Annotated in this window: 16 protein-coding genes; 8 read left to right on the top strand and 8 right to left on the bottom strand. The window is 57.7% G+C overall.

The window, feature by feature from the left end; genetic code table 11:
• Positions 1–47: 47 nt before the first annotated feature.
• Positions 48–1,820, bottom strand: a complete 1,773-nt coding sequence (gene ggt / locus VF639_RS00530) for a gamma-glutamyltransferase (protein WP_331143943.1) — start codon at positions 1,818–1,820, stop codon at positions 48–50.
• Positions 1,821–2,133: 313 nt separating this feature from the next.
• Between ggt and VF639_RS00535 the strand changes: the two genes are divergently transcribed.
• Positions 2,134–4,182, top strand: a complete 2,049-nt coding sequence (locus VF639_RS00535) for an alpha-amylase family glycosyl hydrolase (protein WP_331143944.1) — start codon at positions 2,134–2,136, stop codon at positions 4,180–4,182.
• Positions 4,183–4,231: 49 nt separating this feature from the next.
• Here the strand turns inward: VF639_RS00535 and VF639_RS00540 are convergent, their stop codons facing one another.
• Both VF639_RS00540 and VF639_RS00545 read right to left on the bottom strand, forming a co-directional pair.
• Positions 4,232–4,705 carry a YdeI/OmpD-associated family protein gene (locus tag VF639_RS00540; RefSeq protein WP_331143945.1) on the bottom strand — a complete coding sequence of 158 codons (474 nt, stop codon included), beginning with the start codon at positions 4,703–4,705 and terminating at the stop codon, positions 4,232–4,234.
• A gap of 87 nt (positions 4,706–4,792) precedes the next feature.
• Entirely contained in the window at positions 4,793–5,839 is a 1,047-nt protein-coding gene (locus VF639_RS00545) for a glycosyltransferase (protein WP_331143946.1), read from the bottom strand.
• Positions 5,840–6,038: 199 nt separating this feature from the next.
• Here VF639_RS00545 and VF639_RS00550 point away from each other — a divergent pair, with 199 nt between their 5' ends.
• Positions 6,039–8,474: a glycoside hydrolase family 31 protein gene (locus VF639_RS00550; RefSeq protein ID WP_331143947.1), complete on the top strand. Its 2,436-nt coding sequence runs from the start codon at positions 6,039–6,041 to the stop codon at positions 8,472–8,474.
• Between the two features lie 86 nt (positions 8,475–8,560).
• Here the strand turns inward: VF639_RS00550 and VF639_RS00555 are convergent, their stop codons facing one another.
• The gene (locus VF639_RS00555; protein WP_331143948.1) at positions 8,561–9,451 is read right to left on the bottom strand and encodes a hypothetical protein; all 891 of its coding nucleotides are present in this window, start codon (positions 9,449–9,451) and stop codon (positions 8,561–8,563) included.
• Positions 9,452–9,698: 247 nt separating this feature from the next.
• Here VF639_RS00555 and VF639_RS00560 point away from each other — a divergent pair, with 247 nt between their 5' ends.
• A complete protein-coding gene (locus tag VF639_RS00560; RefSeq protein ID WP_331143949.1) occupies positions 9,699–10,691 on the top strand; it encodes a fasciclin domain-containing protein in 993 nt (330 codons plus the stop codon).
• A 208-nt stretch (positions 10,692–10,899) separates the two neighbouring features.
• Positions 10,900–12,468, top strand: a complete 1,569-nt coding sequence (locus tag VF639_RS00565; RefSeq protein ID WP_331143950.1) for an alpha/beta hydrolase family protein — start codon at positions 10,900–10,902, stop codon at positions 12,466–12,468.
• Positions 12,469–12,480: 12 nt separating this feature from the next.
• Here VF639_RS00565 and VF639_RS00570 read toward each other — a convergent pair whose 3' ends face one another.
• From VF639_RS00570 to VF639_RS00585, 4 genes are all read right to left on the bottom strand, one after another.
• Positions 12,481–13,662: an esterase/lipase family protein gene (locus tag VF639_RS00570; RefSeq protein ID WP_331143951.1), complete on the bottom strand. Its 1,182-nt coding sequence runs from the start codon at positions 13,660–13,662 to the stop codon at positions 12,481–12,483.
• 280 nt (positions 13,663–13,942) lie between these two features.
• Positions 13,943–14,908, bottom strand: a complete 966-nt coding sequence (locus tag VF639_RS00575) for a T9SS type A sorting domain-containing protein (protein WP_331143952.1) — start codon at positions 14,906–14,908, stop codon at positions 13,943–13,945.
• Between the two features lie 97 nt (positions 14,909–15,005).
• Positions 15,006–15,821: a rhomboid family intramembrane serine protease gene (locus VF639_RS00580; RefSeq protein WP_331143953.1), complete on the bottom strand. Its 816-nt coding sequence runs from the start codon at positions 15,819–15,821 to the stop codon at positions 15,006–15,008.
• A 131-nt stretch (positions 15,822–15,952) separates the two neighbouring features.
• Entirely contained in the window at positions 15,953–16,801 is an 849-nt protein-coding gene (locus VF639_RS00585; protein ID WP_331143954.1) for a hypothetical protein, read from the bottom strand.
• Positions 16,802–16,956: 155 nt separating this feature from the next.
• Here VF639_RS00585 and VF639_RS00590 point away from each other — a divergent pair, with 155 nt between their 5' ends.
• The 4 genes from VF639_RS00590 to VF639_RS00605 all read left to right on the top strand — a co-directional run bounded on the left by VF639_RS00590 (position 16,957) and on the right by VF639_RS00605 (position 20,028).
• A complete protein-coding gene (locus VF639_RS00590) occupies positions 16,957–17,262 on the top strand; it encodes a hypothetical protein (RefSeq protein WP_331143955.1) in 306 nt (101 codons plus the stop codon).
• Between the two features lie 99 nt (positions 17,263–17,361).
• A complete protein-coding gene (locus VF639_RS00595; RefSeq protein ID WP_331143956.1) occupies positions 17,362–17,634 on the top strand; it encodes a hypothetical protein in 273 nt (90 codons plus the stop codon).
• A gap of 436 nt (positions 17,635–18,070) precedes the next feature.
• Complete coding sequence (locus VF639_RS00600) at positions 18,071–19,363, top strand: serine hydrolase (protein WP_331143957.1); 1,293 nt, start codon at positions 18,071–18,073, stop codon at positions 19,361–19,363.
• Entirely contained in the window at positions 19,360–20,028 is a 669-nt protein-coding gene (locus VF639_RS00605) for a M15 family metallopeptidase (RefSeq protein ID WP_331143958.1), read from the top strand. Before VF639_RS00600 ends, VF639_RS00605 begins: the two co-directional genes overlap by 4 nt.
• Positions 20,029–20,127 lie beyond the last annotated feature (99 nt).

The raw sequence follows: 20,127 nt of genomic DNA on the forward strand, positions 1-20,127 counted from the left end.
CCAATAGAACGTTGAACTCACTATTTCACAACTTTATTACCTCACCATTAATAGCCCGCCGCTTTGTCGTCGCCGCGGGGGTCGGCACCGCCTTCCAAATGGCCATCGGGGAGCACTCGAATTACTTCGATGCGGCCCCACGCGTTGCGAGGATTAAGCTGGTAGCCCCGGGCGCGGAGCGAATCCTGAGCGACGGGTAGCAGGGCTTTCTCTTCTACGTCGATGTAGTCGGGGAGCCACTGGTGGTGCAGGCGCGGGGCGGCTACGGCCTGCTGGGCATTCATGCCGTAGTCGAGGATGTTGAGGATGGCCTGCATGACGCTGGTGATGATGGTGCTGCCGCCGGGGGTGCCTACTACCATCGCCAGTTTTTGGTTTTTGGTGAGGATGGCGGGGGTCATCGAGGACAGCATGCGCTTGCCGGGCGCAATGGCGTTGGCTGTGCCGCCCACCAGGCCGTACGCATTGGGAGTGCCGGGCTTGCTGCTGAAGTCGTCCATTTCGTTGTTGAGCAGAAAGCCAGCCCCGGCCACTACCACTTTGCTGCCGTAGCCGCCGTTGAGCGTAGTGGTGCAGCTTACCGCGTTGCCGGCGGCGTCCACAATATTGTAGTGCGTGGTTTGGTCGGATTCGTAACCGGGCAGGCTGGCGCCGGCCGCTACCTGGACGCTTGGGGTAGCACGGTGGGGCAGAGTAGAGGCCATGCGTTGCTGGTTGTACTTCTTGTCGAGCAGCTGCTCGACGGGCACGCGGCCAAAGTCCGGGTCGCCGAGGTAGGTGGCGCGGTCGGCGTACACGCGGCGCTCGGCTTCGGTAATCCAGTGCGTAGCCTGGGGGGAGTGCCAGCCGGCTTTATCTAAGTCGAAGAATTCCAGCATTTGTAGCATCTGTAGCAAGGCCACGCCGCCGGAGCTAGGGGGCGGGAAGGTCTGCACGTCGTAGCCGCGGTATTGGCCGTGCAGCGGAACGCGCCATTTAGGCTGATAATTGGCTAGATCTTGCTTGGTGATGATGCCTTTGCCGCGCCGCATTTCTGCCACAATTAAATCAGCGGTTTTGCCGGCGTAGAAGCCGGCGCGCCCTTGGTCGCGGATGCGGCCGAGGGTATTGGCTAGGTCGGGATACTTGATGACGTCGCCGGCTTGCCAGGGGCGGGTGGCCACGTCGGGGCGTACGTAAGCTGGCGGCGTGGCAGGGTTGTATTTCAGGAAGTTCTCGCGCTGGTTGTTCAAGCCAGTGGCTTCCTTTTCGGTTAGCTTCAAGCCTTGGGCCGCTAAGTCCACGGCGGGTTGTACTACGTCGCGCCAGAGTAGCTTGCCTAGCTTTTTGTGCACGGCTTCCATCCCCGCCACGGTGCCCGGTACGCCAGCCGCCAGGTGGCCGAGCGTGCTCAGGTCGGGTAGCACGTTGCCTTGCTTGTCGAGGTACATGTCCCGCGTGGCGGCGGCCGGTGCCGTTTCCCGAAAGTCAAGGGCCCCTTCCGTGCCATCGGCGCCGCGGTAAAGCAGAAAGCCACCTCCACCAATGTTGCCGGCTGTAGGCAAAGCCACTGCCAAAGCAAACTGCACGGCCACCGCGGCATCGTAGGCGTTGCCGCCTCGTTGCAGAATCGCCACCCCAATGCGCGTAGCCTCCGGATGCGCCGACACTACCATGGCCTTCTCGGTCAGGACGGGGGTAGCGGCCGGCACCGGAGCTGCCAGCGTGGCAACGGCAGCAGCGGAAGTTGTTGGCGGCGTAGCAGTTGTATCTGAACGCTGCCCCGTAGTGCAGGAGAAAAGCAGGGCGGCTAAGGCTAGCGGAAGAAAGCGTTGTTTCATAGAGTAGTAAGTAGGAGTAACGCGAAGCCTCTGCTTCGGCGCACGAGCACAGCGAGTATACGATACCGCGCCATTTGTTCCTACCTAAGCAGAAAAAGGAGTGGGTACCCAAGAAGGCCAGTAAACCCCCTCTTACTGGGTAATACAGCTTGCTCAGGACAGGTGAAGCAGAACTTTTGGATAGCTGCGTAAAATACTTTTCCATGGAAATTGCTGTTCGGCGCCGAGTTGTTCCTTCACATCTGTCGTTCAGCTGGCTTGTACCTTCGTATACCTTCCTATCTTACCGCTTCACGCTCTTACTTCCGCGCTCATGGCCCCCGACATGCTCATTCCGGCTCTGAAAACTCCCCATCTTCCCCTGGTGCAGCAAGACCCATGGCTTATGCCTTTCGAGCCGGTGTTGCGCAGCCGCCTCACTCGCCTAAACCTACGCCTCGACGAAATAAAAGACCATTGGGGCTCTCTGAGCAAGTTTGCTTCCTTGCATCAGCACCTAGGGTTGAACTACGATTCGCGGCGGCGGGGCTTCTGGTACCGGGAGTGGGCCCCAGCCGCCGAAGGGTTGTCGCTCATCGGCGACTTCAACGGTTGGGACCGGTACAACACGCCCCTCGTGCGCGGCGAAGACGGGGTTTGGGAAGTGTTTTTGCCCGACCGAGATTACAAGGACCGCCTCACGCATGGCAGCCGTTTTAAAGTGCACGTCCGCACTGCTAAGGGCGGCAAAGACCGGCTGCCCGCCACCCTGCACCGCGCCGTGCAGGACGAGCACACCCATGACTACGCTGGCCAGCTTTGGCGCCCCGAAAAGCCCTTCGAGTGGACCGACCAGAAATTCCGTATTCACAACCACGTCAAGGAGCCACTGATTTACGAGGCGCACGTAGGCATGGCTACCGAGGACGAGCGAGTGGGCACCTACCGCGAGTTCGCCGACAATATTTTGCCCCGTATTCAGGATGGCGGCTACAATTGCGTGCAGCTGATGGCCGTGATGGAGCACCCATACTACGGCTCGTTTGGCTACCACGTCGCCAACTTCTTTGCGGCCAGCTCCCGCTTCGGCACGCCCGAAGATTTGAAATATCTAATCAACGAAGCGCACCAGCGCGGCATTGCGGTGCTGCTCGACGTGGTGCATTCGCACGCCGTGAAAAACGAGGCCGAGGGCTTGGCTGATTTTGATGGCTCCGGCAACCAGTACTTCCACCCCGGCCCGCGCGGCAACCACCCCGGCTGGGATTCCAAGCTCTTCGACTACAGCAAGCCGGAAGTGCAGCGCTTCCTGCTCAGCAACCTGCGCTACTGGCTGGAAGAGTACCACTTCGATGGTTTCCGCTTCGATGGCGTGACGAGTATGCTCTACCAGCACCACGGCGAAGGCGTGGCCTTCAGCGGCTACGATCAGTATTTCGGCCCCGAAGCCGACGAAGATGCCATCCTGTACATGCAATTAGCCACTACGTTGGTTCATGAAATAAAGAAAGGCGCCTTGCTGATTGCCGAAGACATGAGCGGCTTGCCAGGTCTGTGCCGCCCCATTATAGACGGGGGTGTAGGCTTCGATTATCGCCTCGGCATGGGTATTCCTGATTACTGGATCAAGCTGCTCAAGCACACCCGCGACGAAGCCTGGAACCTGCACGACCTGTGGTACACGCTCACCAACCGCCGCGCTGGCGAGAAAACCGTAGCCTACGCCGAAAGCCACGACCAAGCCCTGGTCGGCGACAAAACTCTCTCGCATTGGTTGCTCGACAAGGCCATCTACGAGCACATGGGCAAAGATGACCCTGATCCTATAGCCGATCGGGGCATTGCCTTGCACAAGCTCATCCGCTTGCTCACGCTAAGTCTAGGCGGCGAGGCCTACCTCAACTTTATCGGCAACGAGTTCGGCCACCCCGAATGGGTTGATTTTCCCCGCGAGGGCAACAACTGGAGCTACCACTTCGCTCGTCGCCAGTGGAGCCTGGCCGAAAACCCGGACCTCAAGTACCAGCAGCTACTCGCCTTCGACTACGCGCAGCTCACTTTGGCCCGCAAGAATCACTTGCTGTCTCACCCCGCCGCGCACCAGCTCAACATCGATACCATCAATCAAGTGCTGATTTTCGAGCGGGGCCCGCTGGTATTCGTGTTCAACTTCCACGTCTCGAACAGCATCCCCGACTACCACTTCTTCGTGCCGAAATCCGGCCGCTACCGCATCCTGCTCAGCACCGATGCCCCCGAATTTGGTGGCCACAACCGCGTCGATACTTCCCTCACCTACGAAACTTTCAATGAGGAAGGCCTGGAAAAGCTCAGCCTCTACGTCACCAACCGCACCGCACTGGTCCTCATGCGGATAGGATAGAGCCTGGCCCCGGTCTGAGCCGACGCAGTCGGCCGACCGGGGCCAGGATTTAACTTAGCTTCTTGCCAGCTTCTGCGCCTTCCAGCACCTCCTGAATGCGGCGAAGGCGGGCTTCAGGCTTTTTAGCGCGCTCCACCCACTGCACGTATTCGCGGCGGTGGGGATACGCCAACTGGTCGAATTTGGCGCGCAGGCCAACCCGATCGAGGGCGCGGGCCAAGTCGTCGGGTACAGTGAATCCAGGCTCATCGGTATCCAGCGTCATGGTCACGTGTACTGGCATGCCCCACGTTTTATCAACGGCGTTGCGCAGCTGCTTGTTCACCGACAGAATATGGTGGCCGTCTTCGTCGAGGGTGAGCGGCAGCCGGAACGGAAAGCCGTCTAGAGTGCCGCGCACGTGTACTTGCCCGCGCTGCCCAAATACTTCCGGCACACTGAAAGGAATGAAAAGAAACACGCCCCCGTCGCTGGGGTGTAGCTCTAGTTCGGCATCGAAAACCTGTTCCTGAAAATCAGCCATAGAAAAAACGCAAAAGAGTAGCGCGCAAAACAGTGCGCGCCGCAAAGGTAGCATCATGAGTTGCCAGTTCGCATGTCTACCGACAACTCACACCACCTCGCGCAGTGCCGACAAGATAGTTTCGGCCAGCAGGTCAGCTTCTTGAGTGGCGGCCTTGCTCAAGCGGCGTACTCGTTGCGGGGCTACATCGTGGAGCTCTATCACGCGCAAAGCAAGGTCGGCATTGGCCGTGAGTACCAAGTCGGCGCGGCGTAAGGCAATGCGCTCCAGCTCCATTACCCAACCTCGGTCGGCGGGGGTATTTCGATCCTGGGCCAGGCTGTAGACGTGCAATACCAGCGGCTTGCCCGTAAGCTGCCGAATCTCCATGCCCGCCAGCCACGACTGCCAATCGGAAGCATAAATTACCGCAAAATCCTGGCTGTTAGCCAGTCTGGTGGCCAGCCGAGCGTATTGAATGACCCGAAAATTGAGGCTTGCATCATCGGTTGGCAAGGCTTGCAAAGCTGCCGTTGCCACATCCAGAATGGATTGGTGAACGGGCAACTCCGTCATCCAGTTGGTCGGTATCACCTCAGCGGGAAGTACTTGGTTGGTATTGGCGGAGCTACTTTGCGTCTCGGATTGATGGGGCGCGCTTTCTTCGCTAGCAAATCCATTAACCTCAGGTCGCGGCGCAGTTTCGTCGTTAGCCAGGTCCGCCGCTTCGTTGGTGCCTACCAAGCCCGCCGATACCTCATCGGGCGCAGCAAAATCAGCAGTTGGCGAAGCCGGCGCCGTAGGCTCTTCCTCCGAACGACCTGCGTACGGTGCGGCCGGCACGTTGATCGGCGCATTCTCTTGGTCGGGGGTAGCACCCAAGTAGGGCGCAACCGGCCACTGCAAAGTATGCGACCGGTCCGACTCGTACAAAGCCTCTAGCTGTACCAGTTCCTCGGCCGATAGATTGCCTAAGCCAGTGGTTTGCACGAGGCTGGACAAGCGCATGGGCTCGGAGAGGCGCGGCAACAGCAGCGTCAGCTCGGCACGGGGGGCAAGGGCTTGGAGCAAAGCCGTGGTCGGCGGTACTACTTCGGTGGGTACGTTGGGAGTATCCCATCCCAATAGTAGAACCTTAAGCGGGGCAGTTTTCATGAGCGGCAGAAAGGGGAGCGGCATTGCCTAAAAAAGGCACTGGCAGGGCCGTTAGGGCAATAGTAGGCAATGATGGCCAATGTTAGACAAAATTCGTGGGATTCATTTTTACCTTTACAAGCTAAAGTGGAGCTTATTAGGCCTGTTCAGCTTTTTTCTTCCATTCCTCTGCCTATCTCTCTGCACCCGCGTATTCTTTATGAACCAAAATAATTTCGAAGGCCAAAATTATATGGTGAACGACCTGGCCGCGAAAGCGAGACAGGAATTTTACCCTGGCCAGGTAATTGCCAGCCGCCAAGAAGGAACCGATTTTGTTTTCGGCTGTGATAATAACGTGCAGCTTCGCGTCGAGGTTATTACCGATAAAGTATTACGCTTCCGGTTTGTTACTGAAAACGGGTTTGTCCCCGATTTCAGCTACGCCTTCCCCGAAGGCGTGCCTCCCCGCCAAGCGCCTGCCTTTCTGGAGTTTCGGGAGAAAGCCGACCATTATCGCATCACCACCGACCGCCTGATTTGCACTGTTGCCAAAGAAGGCCTGAAAACGCGCGTGCTTAACCGCTCAGGGGTGGTGCTGATGGAGGACGATAAAGGCTTCCACTGGGAATACGACTACGATTCCGGCAACGACTTCGTGAAAATGAGCAAGCAGGTGCAAAGCGGCGTCTGCTACTACGGCCTCGGCGATAAGCCCGACAACATGAACCTGCGTGGTCGGCGCTTCACCAACTGGGGTACCGATACTTATGGCTACGTCAAAGGCACCGATCCGCTCTACAAGAACATTCCTTTCTACATAGAGCTGCAGCAGCGCTTGGCTCACGGCATCTTCTTCGACAATTCTTTTCGCTCCAGCTTCGACTTTGCCGCCGAGCGCGCCGACGTCACCAGCTTCTGGGCACAAGGCGGGGAGATGAACTACTATTTCATCTACGGTCCCTCCTTGCTGGAAGTCACGCAGGAGTACACCCGCCTGACCTGCCCGCCCGAAATGCCGCCGCTCTGGGCCCTGGGCTACCACCAGTGCAAGTGGAGCTACTATCCCGAAAGCAACGTGAAAGCCATTGCCCAAGGCTTCCGCGACCGGCAGATTCCCTGCGACGCGCTCTACCTCGACATCGACTACATGGACGGCTACCGCTGCTTCACGTGGAGCCCGCAGCACTTTCCCGAGCCCAAGCGCATGGTGCAGGAGTTGGCCGCCGATGGTTTTAAAACCATCGTTATCATCGACCCCGGTATCAAAATCGACCCTAACTACAGTGTCTACACCGAGGCGCTGGCCAATGATTACTTCTGCCGCCGCGGCGACGGACCGCTCATGAAAGGCTCGGTGTGGCCTGGCCTCTGCAACTTCCCCGACTACACCCGTCCCGAAGTGCGCGAATGGTGGGCGGGCCTCTTTAAAGGCTTGATTCAGGAAGATGGTGTGCGCGGCGTTTGGAACGACATGAACGAACCCGCCGTGTTCGAAAAAGGTACGTTTCCCGATGATGTGCGCTTTCACTACGAAGGGCACCCGACCTCGCACAAAAAGGCGCACAACGTATACGGCATGCAAATGGCGCGCGCCACGGCCGCGGGCGTCAAGCAGTTCAGCTACCCCGACCGGCCCTTCAGCATCACGCGCAGCACGTACGCCGGCGGGCAGCGCTACTCCTCCGCCTGGACCGGCGACAACATTGCGTCCTGGGAACACCTCTGGCTGGCCAACATTCAGTGTCAGCGCCTGAGCATCTCTGGTTTCAGCTTTATCGGCTCCGACATCGGTGGCTTCATCGACACGCCCGATGCCGAGCTGTACGTGCGCTGGATTGCCCTCGGCGTGTTCCACCCGTTTTTCCGCACCCACAGCTCCGGCGACCACGGCGACCAGGAGCCTTGGTCGTTCGGCGAGGATGCCGCCAAGCTGGCCAAAGGCTTTATTGAGCTGCGCTACCGGTTGCTGCCTTACATGTACACCACCTTTTGGCAGTACGTGCAGCAAGGTACTCCCATGTTGCGTCCACTCCCATTCCTCGACCAGAACGACACGGAAACCTACCTGCGGATGGCCGAATTTAGCCTTGGCGACCATTTGCTGGTGTGCCCCATCACGCAGGCCGGCGTCGATGGCCGCTGGATGTACCTGCCCCGCGGTGACTGGTTCTACTACTACACCGACGAACCCAAATCGGGTGGTGCCGAAGTCTGGGCCACGGCCGGTTTAGAGCGGATTCCGCTGTTTGTGCGCGCCGGGGCCGTTATTCCTTTCTACCCGGTCCAGCAGTACGTGGGTGAGTTGGTTATCGAGGAAGTTACGCTGCACGTTTATTACAAAGCCGGCCAGCAAAGCAGCGTCCTCTACGACGACGGGGGCGAAGGTTACGCTTACCTCGAAGGGCACAGCACCACCCGTCGCTTCACGGTAGCCGGCACCGACAAAAGCCTAACGCTTCAGCAAACTATAGAAGGCGCTTACCAGCCTAGCTTTACGCGCTACCAAGTGGTATTGCACGGTCTACCTTTCGGTGCTGCTACGGTGCACGTCGATGGCGAGCCCGTTGAAGTGCAAGAGGTAACGCTCGAAACCGGACTCACCCTGCCGGGAGTAGTGGTTGAAGCCGGCTTTGCTGAACTAACAGTCGAGTAGAGAGTACAGACCTGTTTAATTAAAAAAGCCCGCCACTGTAACGTGGTGGGCTTTTTAGTGGCTGATTTAGCAGGCCCGAGCCCGTATCAGAAGTTGTACGCCACGCCAGCCGAAATACCTGTCGCCTTACCTAAGTTACGGCCTGCCACGTAGGTGTTGGCGCCTACTGTCAGGCCGAAGCCTTTGGCCAGCGGCCGGAAGGCACTAACGCCTAAGCGCACGTAGTTGACGCGAGTAGCGGGGAAGAAACCCGTGAAGCCGGGCTGCAGAATATCGGTGCCGTTTTTCTCGGAGTGCTGGAAGGCAACCAGCGCATCTACGTAAAGTTTGGGACTGGCATACCCGACTTTGGTTTCCGCCACAAAAGCATTGGGGGCACTATTGTCGCGCACGCTGTAGCCGGCCTGCCCGGTGAAAAATACGCCCGACACTGTCTTGAGGTGAGCTACGCCCGATACCGTTGCTTTCTTGGCATGATTACCAATGGCAATAATATAGCCCAGGCCTTCTTTCGATTTATAGTCACTTACCGGAGTGCTACCACTGATTACAGCCAGTATGTCGAGCACATTGGTACCCAATTCCTTGCTGTACACCTTACCCTTGAGCAGCACCGTTAAATCTTGGAGGCCGGCGCGACGGTTGGTATAGTTCTGCGCCTTTACCACCTGTTCGTCGGCATTTCCCTTCGACTCGATGTAAGGCAAGCTCACCACCGCTTCCAGCTTATCGGTGATGCCGTAGCTGCCGTACAGGTTAACGGAGCTAACCTGAACCTCGTCGAAGATGGGCACCCTGTCGATTTTGGCAGGGGCTAGGTACACGCTTGAATAGCGCTCCATCGTGCCCGACACAACCACTGAGCCGTGGCCTTTACCAGCCATGAAGCCACTAACCAAGCTTTGTGCATGAGCTACCGACAATCCGCCTAAGCTGGAGAGGGCAAACAGAAGTAGAGAACGGTAAGTTTTTTGCATAAAATCGAGAATTAAAAGCAATATCAAGTTATTTCGCCCGGAGATTATTCAAATATAATACCTTCGTAGAATTCCTGTTGTTTTAAAAGTTTATTGTTGTTAAGCTACGCAGCAGGAAAACAGGTTGGAGTTAAAGTTCCCGTAATCCAGACGAGCTTCTTCATCTGTCTCACGGTTCAACTGCTCTAGCTTCCTTGAAATTTTTACAAGTTTTTCGCTTATAATTCTGTTTAACAAAAGGTTGTGTATGAAAAGATATCTATCAAACTGGTGCGGCATTCTGCTGATTGGCGCCCTTGTACTGTCAGGTTGCGACAAGGATAAAGAAGTTGATCCAACCATTGCAAGTATTGCCGTTTCCAATCCAGACTTTCAAGTATTGGAGGATGCAGCCATTCGTGGAGACGTTGCTGAAATTTTATCTAATAAAAATCCTAATGACCCGGTGGGTAAAGGCAATTACACTGTTTTTGCACCTAACAATGCTGCCTTCGCTCGGCTAGGTTTGAATTCAGCTACCGACCTGCTGGTTTTGCAGAAACCTTTTCTTACAAACACCTTACTGTATCACGTTGCCAACGGCACAATAGCAGGCAGTGCCTTGCGAGTAGGTGCCACCTCCGCTTCCGCACTCGGTCCGCAAGGTCCGCAACGCCGCGTTATTCGCCGCGGCAATGACTTATATGTCAACGGCTCACGCATATTAGCTACGGATGTGCAAGCTGCCAACGGAACTATTCACGTAATCGACAAGGTGCTGCTCGCTACCGGTGGCAACGTGGTGCAGTCGGCGCAGGCGCTGCAAACTTCGGCAGTGTTTACTAGTCCGGAGTTGACTTTTCTGGTAGAAGCCGTTTTGTATTGCGATTTGGCTGGTGCGCTTTCCACCACGCCCAACCTAACGGTATTTGCCCCCACTGATCAGGCTTTCAAAAACCTAGGCGCCGATCTTGGGGTACCACTCAATGTTCCGGCCGATATTCGTAAGCTGCCTAAAGATGTAGTTACGGCCGTTCTCAAAACGCACGTCCTTGCTGACGGCGCCAAATTCACTCCTGAATTCACCGACAACTCCACCGTCACCTCGTTTAGCGGAGCGCCCTTGCAACTCGGCGCTTTCAACAATGGCGTGTTAACGGTGAAGGGCTCTGGCAACAGTGCGCCTGCCAATATGGTGATTCCAGATGTACTGGCCACTAACGGCGTAATTCACGTTATCGACCGGGTTTTGCGGCCATAACGATGTAGTTACATTAGTCAGCTATAATGCCATTCTTATCGCCATTTTGCCGAGCTACGACGAAATAGCCAATCTAGTTGGAAGCCAAATAACGTACTTGCAGCATATTTATCGTTCAGCCCATCTGCTAGATAAGTACTAGATAAGTAGATGGGCTGGATTGCAACCAACCTGTGCTAAAAAGGCTTTCGTTTCCATTCAATTACTCATGAAAAAGTTGGTTTCCAGCTCCTTTTGGGGCTGGGCAGTGCTGGTGCTAATCAGCCTGACTATCCGCACGGAGGCGCAAGCCCAAACCCCAGCGCCAACCGCCAAACGTTATTCGTTGGAGGGGCAGTGGAAAGGGGCGTTAACAGTGCCTGGCGGTAGTTTGCCAATGATGATTACGGTGACGGAGTTAGCTGATGGTAACCGATTTGCGGTGCTGGACGTGCCCATGCAACGCGTCAATCGGGAGCCAATGACTGTCACGCCACGGGGCGACACGCTTATGTTTGAAGCCGAGCAAGCAGGCTGCCGCTTCGTGGGGCGGCGCTCTGTCGATGGCCAGCAACTACAAGGTATATGGCAGCAAACCGGCTATTCTGCTCCTCTCACGCTGCTGTTTGTGCCTCCGGCGACCACGGCCGCTCCTAAAACTTTCAAATTTCCGCCGCCTTATCGGGTCGAGGAGGTGAATGTGCCCAATGCTGTCGACCATTTGCGCCTAGTAGGTACGCTCACCATACCTGCCGGTGAAGGTCCTTTTCCGGCAGTAGTTCTTCTTTCTGATCTGGATACGCAAACCCGCGACGCAGTGTATGGCGACTACGCGCTAACAGGCAACTTGGCCGACTTCCTTACGCGGCGGGGCATTGCGGTACTGCGCCTCGACGACCGGGGCATTGGCCAGTCGGCTGGTGATTCAGCCACGGTAACCACCGCCGACCGGGTCCGCGACGCACAGGCGGCTTTAGGTTTTCTGCGCACAAGGCCCCTAATTGACATTGCGCACTTAGGTATAGTTGGGCACGGCGAGGGCGGCAATATTGCGTTATTGACTGCTGCTCAGCCCTTGGCGCCGGCTTTCGTGGTGACGCTGGCTGCTACGGGTTTGTCGGGGCGGGAAACGCTGGTCGAACAGCGGCCGTCGTTGCTGTTGCGCTCCGGCGTGGCCGATACAGCGCTGCTAAGCTTAGCTCGCCGCCAGGAATTAGCTCGTGAAGCAGCACGGCGGCAGGCCGAGAAGCTACGGGCTTCGGGGTCTAACGTAGCGCAGGTGGAAACTTTCCTGGAACAGCAGCGCATGCGCCAGAAGGGCGAAGACCGCAAACGTACCGACACTTTGCGCAAACGCCGCCGGGCCATGCTTGAAATTGTGCGTCAAACGGCCGATAACAGCCAAGCGCAGGCAATTGTGGCCAACATGATTCAGCAAGACAACCCGAACATGCGCCTCAACCTGGTGCAAATGGCAGCGGCTCGTCTGACCTCGCCTTGGTACCGCTACTACCTCAACTTCGACCCACAAACTTCTTTGGCCAACGTACGCAGTGCTGTTTTGCTGATGCACGGAGCCGGCGACGATATGGTGGATGCTCAAACCAATTTAGATTTATTAGCGAAAGGCTTGAAGGCGAACAAGCAGGTTACGGTGCAGAAGCTGGATAACATCAACCACTTGTTTCAAGCCCCCACCACCGAGTGGCCGCTCATCAACGGGCAGCCACGCCCCGTAATGGCTCCGGCTGCCCTTGAAGCGATGCAAGCCTGGATCAAAGAGCAGGCAAAAAACTAACCTAGCCTTTGGCTACACCCGGTCTCGTAAGTACTGATACACCTCTTGGTTGCTGAGTAAGGTGCCATGGTGAAGCTTAGAGAATACACGGGTGCTGATTTGCTGCTCAGGAGGTAAGCCAGGGTCGCCGAAAACGCGGCCCAAGGCACTGCCAGCACCCACGAGGCCATCGCCAAAATAATCGTGGAGGGCAGAGTTGGCAGCCTTTAACAGCGAGCCAACGAGTACGTGGTAGCGCACGCCTGGCAGGGGCGGTACCAAGGTGCGAGGCGGAAATAAGTCATTGGCGTGCGGGTCCTGCCAATCCTCGTCTACCAGAAAAGCGTGCCGCAGGTCCTTGATGCCGTTGCTGCGCTTATCGATGAGGCCGCTGATGAAGCGGGTGGGACGCAAGTTGATTTTGCGGAGCACGACCGACGTAAAATAGCTGTTCTGCTCTAAAAATGAGCCGTCGTTGGGCACGCCGAGTAGAAATACGTCGCGCAGATGAGTTAGCCACTTACTTGTATCTGGCTGCCGGTGTGTAGTATCTGGTTCCGGAACAGTGTTTGATACAGCTTGGCTATTGGGAAGGTTTAGCTGGCTTCTGAGGCCTTCGGGCTGGCTCGCGTAGTAGCCGGCGCTTCGGATTACGAGGCCGCCCATGCTGTGGCCTACCAAGATCAGGTCACCGATGGCGCCGGGGAAAGTGGCGAGTAGATTAGTTAGGAGAAGATGTAGCAGCTTACCGTTTTCGGATATGTGCAGGCCGGTGTTGTAGCGAATATAAAGGCAGTACGCACCGGTATCTTGCTGGAGACGAGGGCCGTAGCGCAAGCCATCCGGTGAGCCGGTCTGCCAGATTACCTCGTCGCCCATTAGGCCGTGCAGAAACACCACGGTCTTGCGCGGACGACCCTCGGCCGTAGGCTCTAGCCGCAAAGACGCAACGGGTACATCGGCACCGTGGCGGCGGAAGCTCATCTGGATAGCGCGCCGGTCGTGGCGCTCGGCCAATTGGTCGCCGAAGGCTCCGTTGAGGACGGGCAGGGTGAAGTGACGATTTTGCTGGCCGGTGCGGTAGAGGTAGCCCGCCGTATTGAACGGAGCTAGCGCAACCCGGCCAACGGCAGCTACCGCTCGTTGCCACCGCGAGGGTTGCTTGTCAGCTTGCGGGTCGGGCAAAGAATCGTTCGGTAGCAGGTCGTCGGTCACGGGGGTGGAGGTTGCGCGTCGGGAAGGCCACCAAGGCTGGTCCTAAAAGGTACAACCCGAAGCACAACTAATACAATTTAATGAGGCGGTAGGTTGCCAAGCCGTAGCAGCATTCATTGGGGTGTAGCTATGGCAGCGGCCTGTGAAGAGTGTTCTGTATGTGTCAGATTGAATAGGAGCACAAAAAAGCCTCTCCCGCTGCTGGATAATACCAACGGCGGGAGCGAGAGGATAAGCTATAGTTTTATGGGGGCTAGATATAAAGAAGAGTGGTAGCTCATTAAGGAATCAAAAGCTTGCGGGTAAGAGGGCCCTCGGGGGTGCTCAGCTGCAGCATGTACATACCTGCTGGCAAACCCCGCAGCTCCAGCGGCCGGCCGTTAGCCAAGCTGGCCGGTGTTGCTTCTGCCGTGCGCACCACATGGCCGGTGGCATCGGTGATGGTGTAAGGCGCGGTTGCAACGGCTGGCTTGCTAGGCGAAGCCAACCGGAATTCGCCATTGGGGCTAGGGTTGGGGTAAAGCGTGAGCGAAGCTTCCAGCACCGGGTTTTTGGTAGCGGCTACTACGCCCGTCATTACCACATCATCAACAAAGAGCGTAGTACCAACTGTGCGAGTAGCGGCCACTCCAGAAATGAACCCGATATGGATGGAATCGGGGGTGAGGGAAGAGCGGTATTGCAAGGGCACGTTACTCAGCGTGTAGGCAGCGGCCGGCAGCAAGCGTACGGCACCCGCAGCAATAGTTTGCGAGTTACCGTTCACCGTGCGCGTTAGCGACACCAGCGCGTAAGCCGAGTCGGCGGTAGCGTTGGCACCGGTGAGCTTGTAATAGAACTGCAGGTTAGCGGCGCGGGTCGTGAACGGTAGTCCTCCTGCCGAGCCTACTTCTTGATTATCGAGAATATCAAGTGCCTCCTCGGGAGTGACTCTGCCCAATACCACGCCACCAGGGACGGGGCCACCTAGAAGCGCACTAGCAAAATTGTCAGTTTTCGATTCCATTTTTGCCGCAAAAGACCCGGCATGGCTGCTAGCGTCTTTGGAGGTGGTTACGGTACTGTATAAAATGCCAAAACTTCCTTTAAAAACTTCGTCTACAGTTGTCCAGCTTTGGGGTACTTCGACCATGCTACGCGTTGCCCATGTTTCGAAGGTGCCGTTGGCGACGGCTTGGGCAGAGGCGGTGCTGAAGGCGAATAAGCTGAAGCTGGCGGTTGCCAGTGCGAGTAGAGTTGCTCTCATGGTTGAAATTGGTTGGGAAAGGTTCTTCCTTGAATAGAGCAAGGAAGATACTGTTCGGTTGTATACGTAAAAGTAAAAATTTCATTTAATTCATAAATCAAGCGGCCTTGTTGCTTATTAGGCCCAACAATAAGCCTGCTCCGATGCCAGTTAGTAAGCCGCCTATGTGAGCGGCATTGTCGGTGGTAGGACCTTCGAGGCCGCCCACGAGGCTGCCGAGGGCGAAGTAAAGTAACAGCCCCATGATAGCTGCCCGGTCTTGGCGGGTTCTGAAATGGGTGCGGGAAAGCAGCAAAGCCACTAGCAAGCCGTACAGACCGAAAATGGCCCCCGAGGCACCCACAGAGTTGCTGCTGCCCGGGTGCCACCACCAGCTAGCTAAACTACCGCCAAGGCCGCTCAGCAAATATGCCAGGAGCCAGGGCCAGCGGCCAACCTTGGCTTCGGCCAGCAAGCCTAGCAGCAGCAGTGCGCTCAGGTTGAGCAGCAAGTGAGCCGGACCGCCGTGCAGAAACACGTTGGTAAGCAGCCGCCAGGGCTGTGTTGGAACGAAGGGCGAGTAATTGGAACCCCACGCCACCAGGTCGGGGCCGGTCGGGTCCAGCAGGTTCACGCCGCTCAGACCCATGAGCAGAAACACCAGCAGATTGGCCAGCAGCAGTAACGGCGTAATGTAATAGCCGTCGTGTGGCAAGGCTATGCTTTTTACGAGCCGACCCACCAAGTGCAGCCAGCTTTCCGCTGGCTCCGGAGCGGGAGCCGGCGCCGGCGCATGCAGGGCGGGTAGCTCGGTTGGAATCAGGCCGCGGCGCTGTAGCTCCTGCACGGCCGCGTCGGCTACGACCGCAGAGTAGCGTGCCCCATGCTGCGCTAAGTACAGTAGCTCGGCATCGGATTTTTCTTGAAAGGGCATAGCAGACCGGGTGTTGTAGCGTAAGTAGGGCAAGAGCAACCTACACTTTTGCTATAACAGAATAAGGTACCAAATGGTACAAGTTTCCTCTCGTTGGCTACAATCCGGGCTGATTACCAGCTTTCCGGCTGCTATAGAATAGCGCGGCGAAGCCGGCCGTTCCACTTCTCGCGGCTCAGCAACGACTCGCGCATTTGCGTAGCGGAATCGGCCAGGTGAATAATGCTAGGGTCGAGGACCACTTGGTCGTTTTGGGCGTGGCGGGCAATTTCCTCCAGCGTTTCAATGCGCAGGTAGGCGGCGCGGCGCATCAGGTCCATGCGCTCGGCGAGGGTGGCCGTGAGGCCGTGGTTGTAAACCAGCGCCTTTGTGAGCCGGCGCCACTCCTCGATAATCACTGGCGCCTGACCTGCTACCGCCTTGTCGGCCGCGGTGCCTTTCAACTGCTTAAGCAGGTAGGTTGACTGATTTTCGGCGTTCCAGTAGCGGGTGGCCAGCAGCTTGTACTTGCGGGTAGCAGTGGTGTCCTCGGTACGGTCGGCGGCGGAAAGCTGCCGCATCTCCTGCGCTACTTGGGTGCGGGTGAGGGAGTCGAAGGTAGGAATAACGTGAGTTTCTACGGACTCCAGCGTAACAGGACCCTCTTCCTTGGCCTGTTGCGCTGCCAGAGCTTGGGCAGCTTTGGTGTTCATGTTGCTCCAATAGAGGATGCCGCCAATAAAGAGCACAGCCAGCAGCGCCACCCACGGGGCCGGGCGCTGCCAGAAGCTCAACTCAGTGTCTTCCTGATACGGCAGAATATAGTTTTCGCGGGGGAGGGGTTCGGGTTGCGCCGGATCGGGGCTGACACCCCGGCGGCGTAATTCGCGGCGGGCGGCGGCAATCAGGTCGGCGTGGTAGAGTTCGGGGTGCTGCGCCAGAAACAAGAGCTGCGCATCGGTTTTTTCGGAGATAGAATCGGAAGGAGGTAAAGCAGACATGCCGAAGCGGAACGCGGATAAGATAGGTAAGAAATCAGTTCCCAAGTTCTGGAAAAGCCGCCGTACTACCATACGCCCTCGGTGAACGCGCCAGCCGTAGCCGCGTATAGCCGGTACTGCTCTCTCCCATTCACTCACCGAAACCCTTTGAAGCTATGGACATGCCCACCGAACAACCCATCGACGCCAGCAACCTACCCGAAGCCAGCAGTTCCCAAACCGACCAACGCCAGCCCGAAGGTCGCCAGGCCCCCGGCGGCCCCGACACCGGCAACAACGCCGACGACAACTCGGGCAGCGGCGGCACCGAAGGCGGCCAGCCCATAGCCGGGGCTCGCGTGCGGTCCGGCGCCCCCAACTACGATGCCCCTGGCAACGCGCAGGACGGCGACGTCGGCGGCAATAGCATCAGCAGCGGCCCCGGCGTATCGGGCGGCGAAACTGGCAAAGTGAATTTGTGAGGGTTGATTGCTGATTGTTGATTGCGGAAAGCACCCATCAGCAATCAACAATCAGCAACCAACCCTCACCAATCAACAACTAACAATCACCAATCAACCATGGCAAACGACCAGCAGCATTCCACCCCCGACCAAAAAGCCGACGCCCAAAACCAGGCTGACCAGCTGAGCACTGCCGGCCGCATTCCGGGCCAGGACGATCCGGACCTCAAAGCCAGCGGCAACCCCGAAGCAACCAGCACCCAAGAAAACATGGGCGACGGCTCCGGCATTCGTGGCGAATATGGTAATGCCGGCCAAACCAACGGCATGGAAGGCGGCCCCGACTCGGCTTCTGACGGTAGTCCGAAAGAAGATCAGGGAGCCGAATAATTAAAATCAAAGCAGTGCTTGGAACTGTAGGAGAGGTGCAGGGTTAGAGGCTTAAAGTCCTTGCCCCGCACCTCTCATTCCGTTTTAAGGCTGAATACCGCTGTGCCTAATCCGGCGTCTCTCACTAGTATGGCAGTCACTTGATTGGATGGTGGCCGCGCAGCGGCCGAAGGGTAGTAGCGAACAATGGCGGAACCAAGCCCGCGCCGCGTAACGGTGTACAATATGCCTGCTTGTTGGCATTGCTACGCAGCGCGGACTTAGGTATACTTTTCTACTGCAACCCTTCGACCGTTGCGCGGCCATCCTGCAGCTTAGGTTGTGTTCTACACCAGCGAAACGATTTGCTGCCCTCGGTTAGCTGATAAGTCCCAACCTGTAAGTCATCGCTAGCTTGTAGCTCTCTATCGCCTGAAGAAGTCTATCTTCCGGCTATATGAGGGCTTTTTCGTTTGATTTCAGAAGCAGCGTGTGGGTTTTGCTGGTGCTGCTGCCGATTGCGGCGTGGGCACAGGGCAACCCGCTGCCCCGCTTGCTCCGGGCCGATACTGCCCGGTTCGGGCGCGTGCTGCGCAATCCGGCCGCGTATCGCCTCCAGATTCTGTACACTGAAATCAACCGCGATGCTGCCGGTAAGCCGCACTTCCGCACGTTCCGCTACGGGGCCTCGGCGCGGCAGTATTTCTATCCGGCCAGTACCGTGAAGCTGCCGGCAGCGGCCCTGGCGCTGGCGAAGCTGCGAAGCCTGCGGGCGCAGGTGCCGGGCCTTACGGCTGCCTCCCCGCTGCGGATAGACTCGGCCTTTGCCGGCCAGACGCGGGTGTTGCGCGATACTTCCGCCGTTTCAGGTCGGGCGAGCGTGGGGCAATACGTGCGTAAGGTGCTGCTGGTGAGTGATAACGATGCCTACAACCGGCTGTATGAGTTTGTGGGGCAGCGGGAGTTGAACGAAAAGCTGCAGGGCCTTGGCCTGCGCCGTACCCGCTTGGTTCATCGACTTTCGGTGGGCGACGAGGAGCCGGGCTCGCGCCATACCAATCCGCTGGCCTTTTACGCTGATACGGCCCTCACGCAGCCGCTCTACGTGCAGCCTTCCGCCTACAACAACCAGCCCCTGCCGAAGCTGGCGGCGCAGGGTATTCGGGTTGGACAGGCTTATCTGCAAGGTGAAAAACGGGTGGAAGGACCCCTAGACTTCAGTACCAAAAACAACTTTCCGCTGCCCGAGCAGCAGCAGGTGTTGCGGGCGCTGCTGTTTCCGGAAGCTACGCCCGCCAAACGCCGGTTCGCGCTGGCCCCCGCCGACTACCAGTTTCTGTACCGCTACCTGTCGATGCTGCCCCGCGAAAGCCCGGCCCCGCGCTACGACGTCGGGCATTTTCCTGATACCTACGCCAAATTCCTGTTAGGAGGCGGGGGCATAGCGCCGCTGCCTTCGGGCGTGCGGGTGTTCAACAAAATCGGGCAAGCCTATGGGTTTCTGATTGACAATGCCTACGTGGCAGATTTCGAGCACGGCGTGGAGTTTATGCTGGCCGCCGTCATCTACGTCAACGCCGACGGCGTGCTCAACGACGACCACTACGACTACGACACCATCGGCTTTCCCTTCCTGCGCGACTTGGGCCAGGCGGTGTACAACTACGAGCGGCAACGCCCGCGCCGCTACCCGGCCAATCTCAACCGGTTTCAACTCAACTACCACGTAGTAGGGGAGGACGCGCCATGACGTCGCCCGCCGCCTCTGCCTCCCCCGCGCCCAATGCCTACGGCCTGTCGGTCGTAACGGATGTGGCCGCTTACCAGCAACAAACGCAGCTGAACCCCGATACCAGGCTGGTAAACCTAAAGGAGGCAATTCATGATGTTCAGCTTGATATTCGCTACGCCACGGCTGCCAACGTGCTAGGTGAGCCGCTGTACACCACGGCGGCCGCGTTTCTGCGCACCCCCGCGGTGGCCGCGCTCCAGCAAGTGCAGGCGGCTTTGGCTGCTGAAGGAGTGGGACTACTGGTGTTTGATGCCTACCGACCTTACAGCGTAACCGTGCGGTTTTGGGACCGAATTCAGGACGAAACCTACGCCGCCCCGCCTTGGCGCGGTTCCCGGCACAACCGCGGTTGCTCCGTCGATGTAGCCTTGGTAGATGCCAGCGGCCAGCCGCTACTAATGCCCACCGACTTCGACGACCTAACGCCCGTTGCCCATGCTTGCTACGAGCCCGTAACCGCTGAAGTGCGCCGCAACCGCGCCTTGCTGCTTGATACCATGGCCGCTCACGGCTTCTTGAACTATGCGGCCGAGTGGTGGCACTTCGACTTCGGGCGGTGGGTGGAGTTCGATCTGCTGGATATTCCTTTTGAGCAGCTTCAGCAGTTCCCTAGTACGAGGTAGAGACGCGACACTTGGCTGCGCCGACCTTCGGTTCGCGTCTCGTCGTTGCTGATGTTATTTAGCCGGGCTCGTTTCTTACAGCCGTTCAACGCCGAGACG

The sequence above is a fragment of the Hymenobacter sp. genome, assembly GCF_036387835.1.
Lineage (GTDB): Bacteria > Bacteroidota > Bacteroidia > Cytophagales > Hymenobacteraceae > Hymenobacter.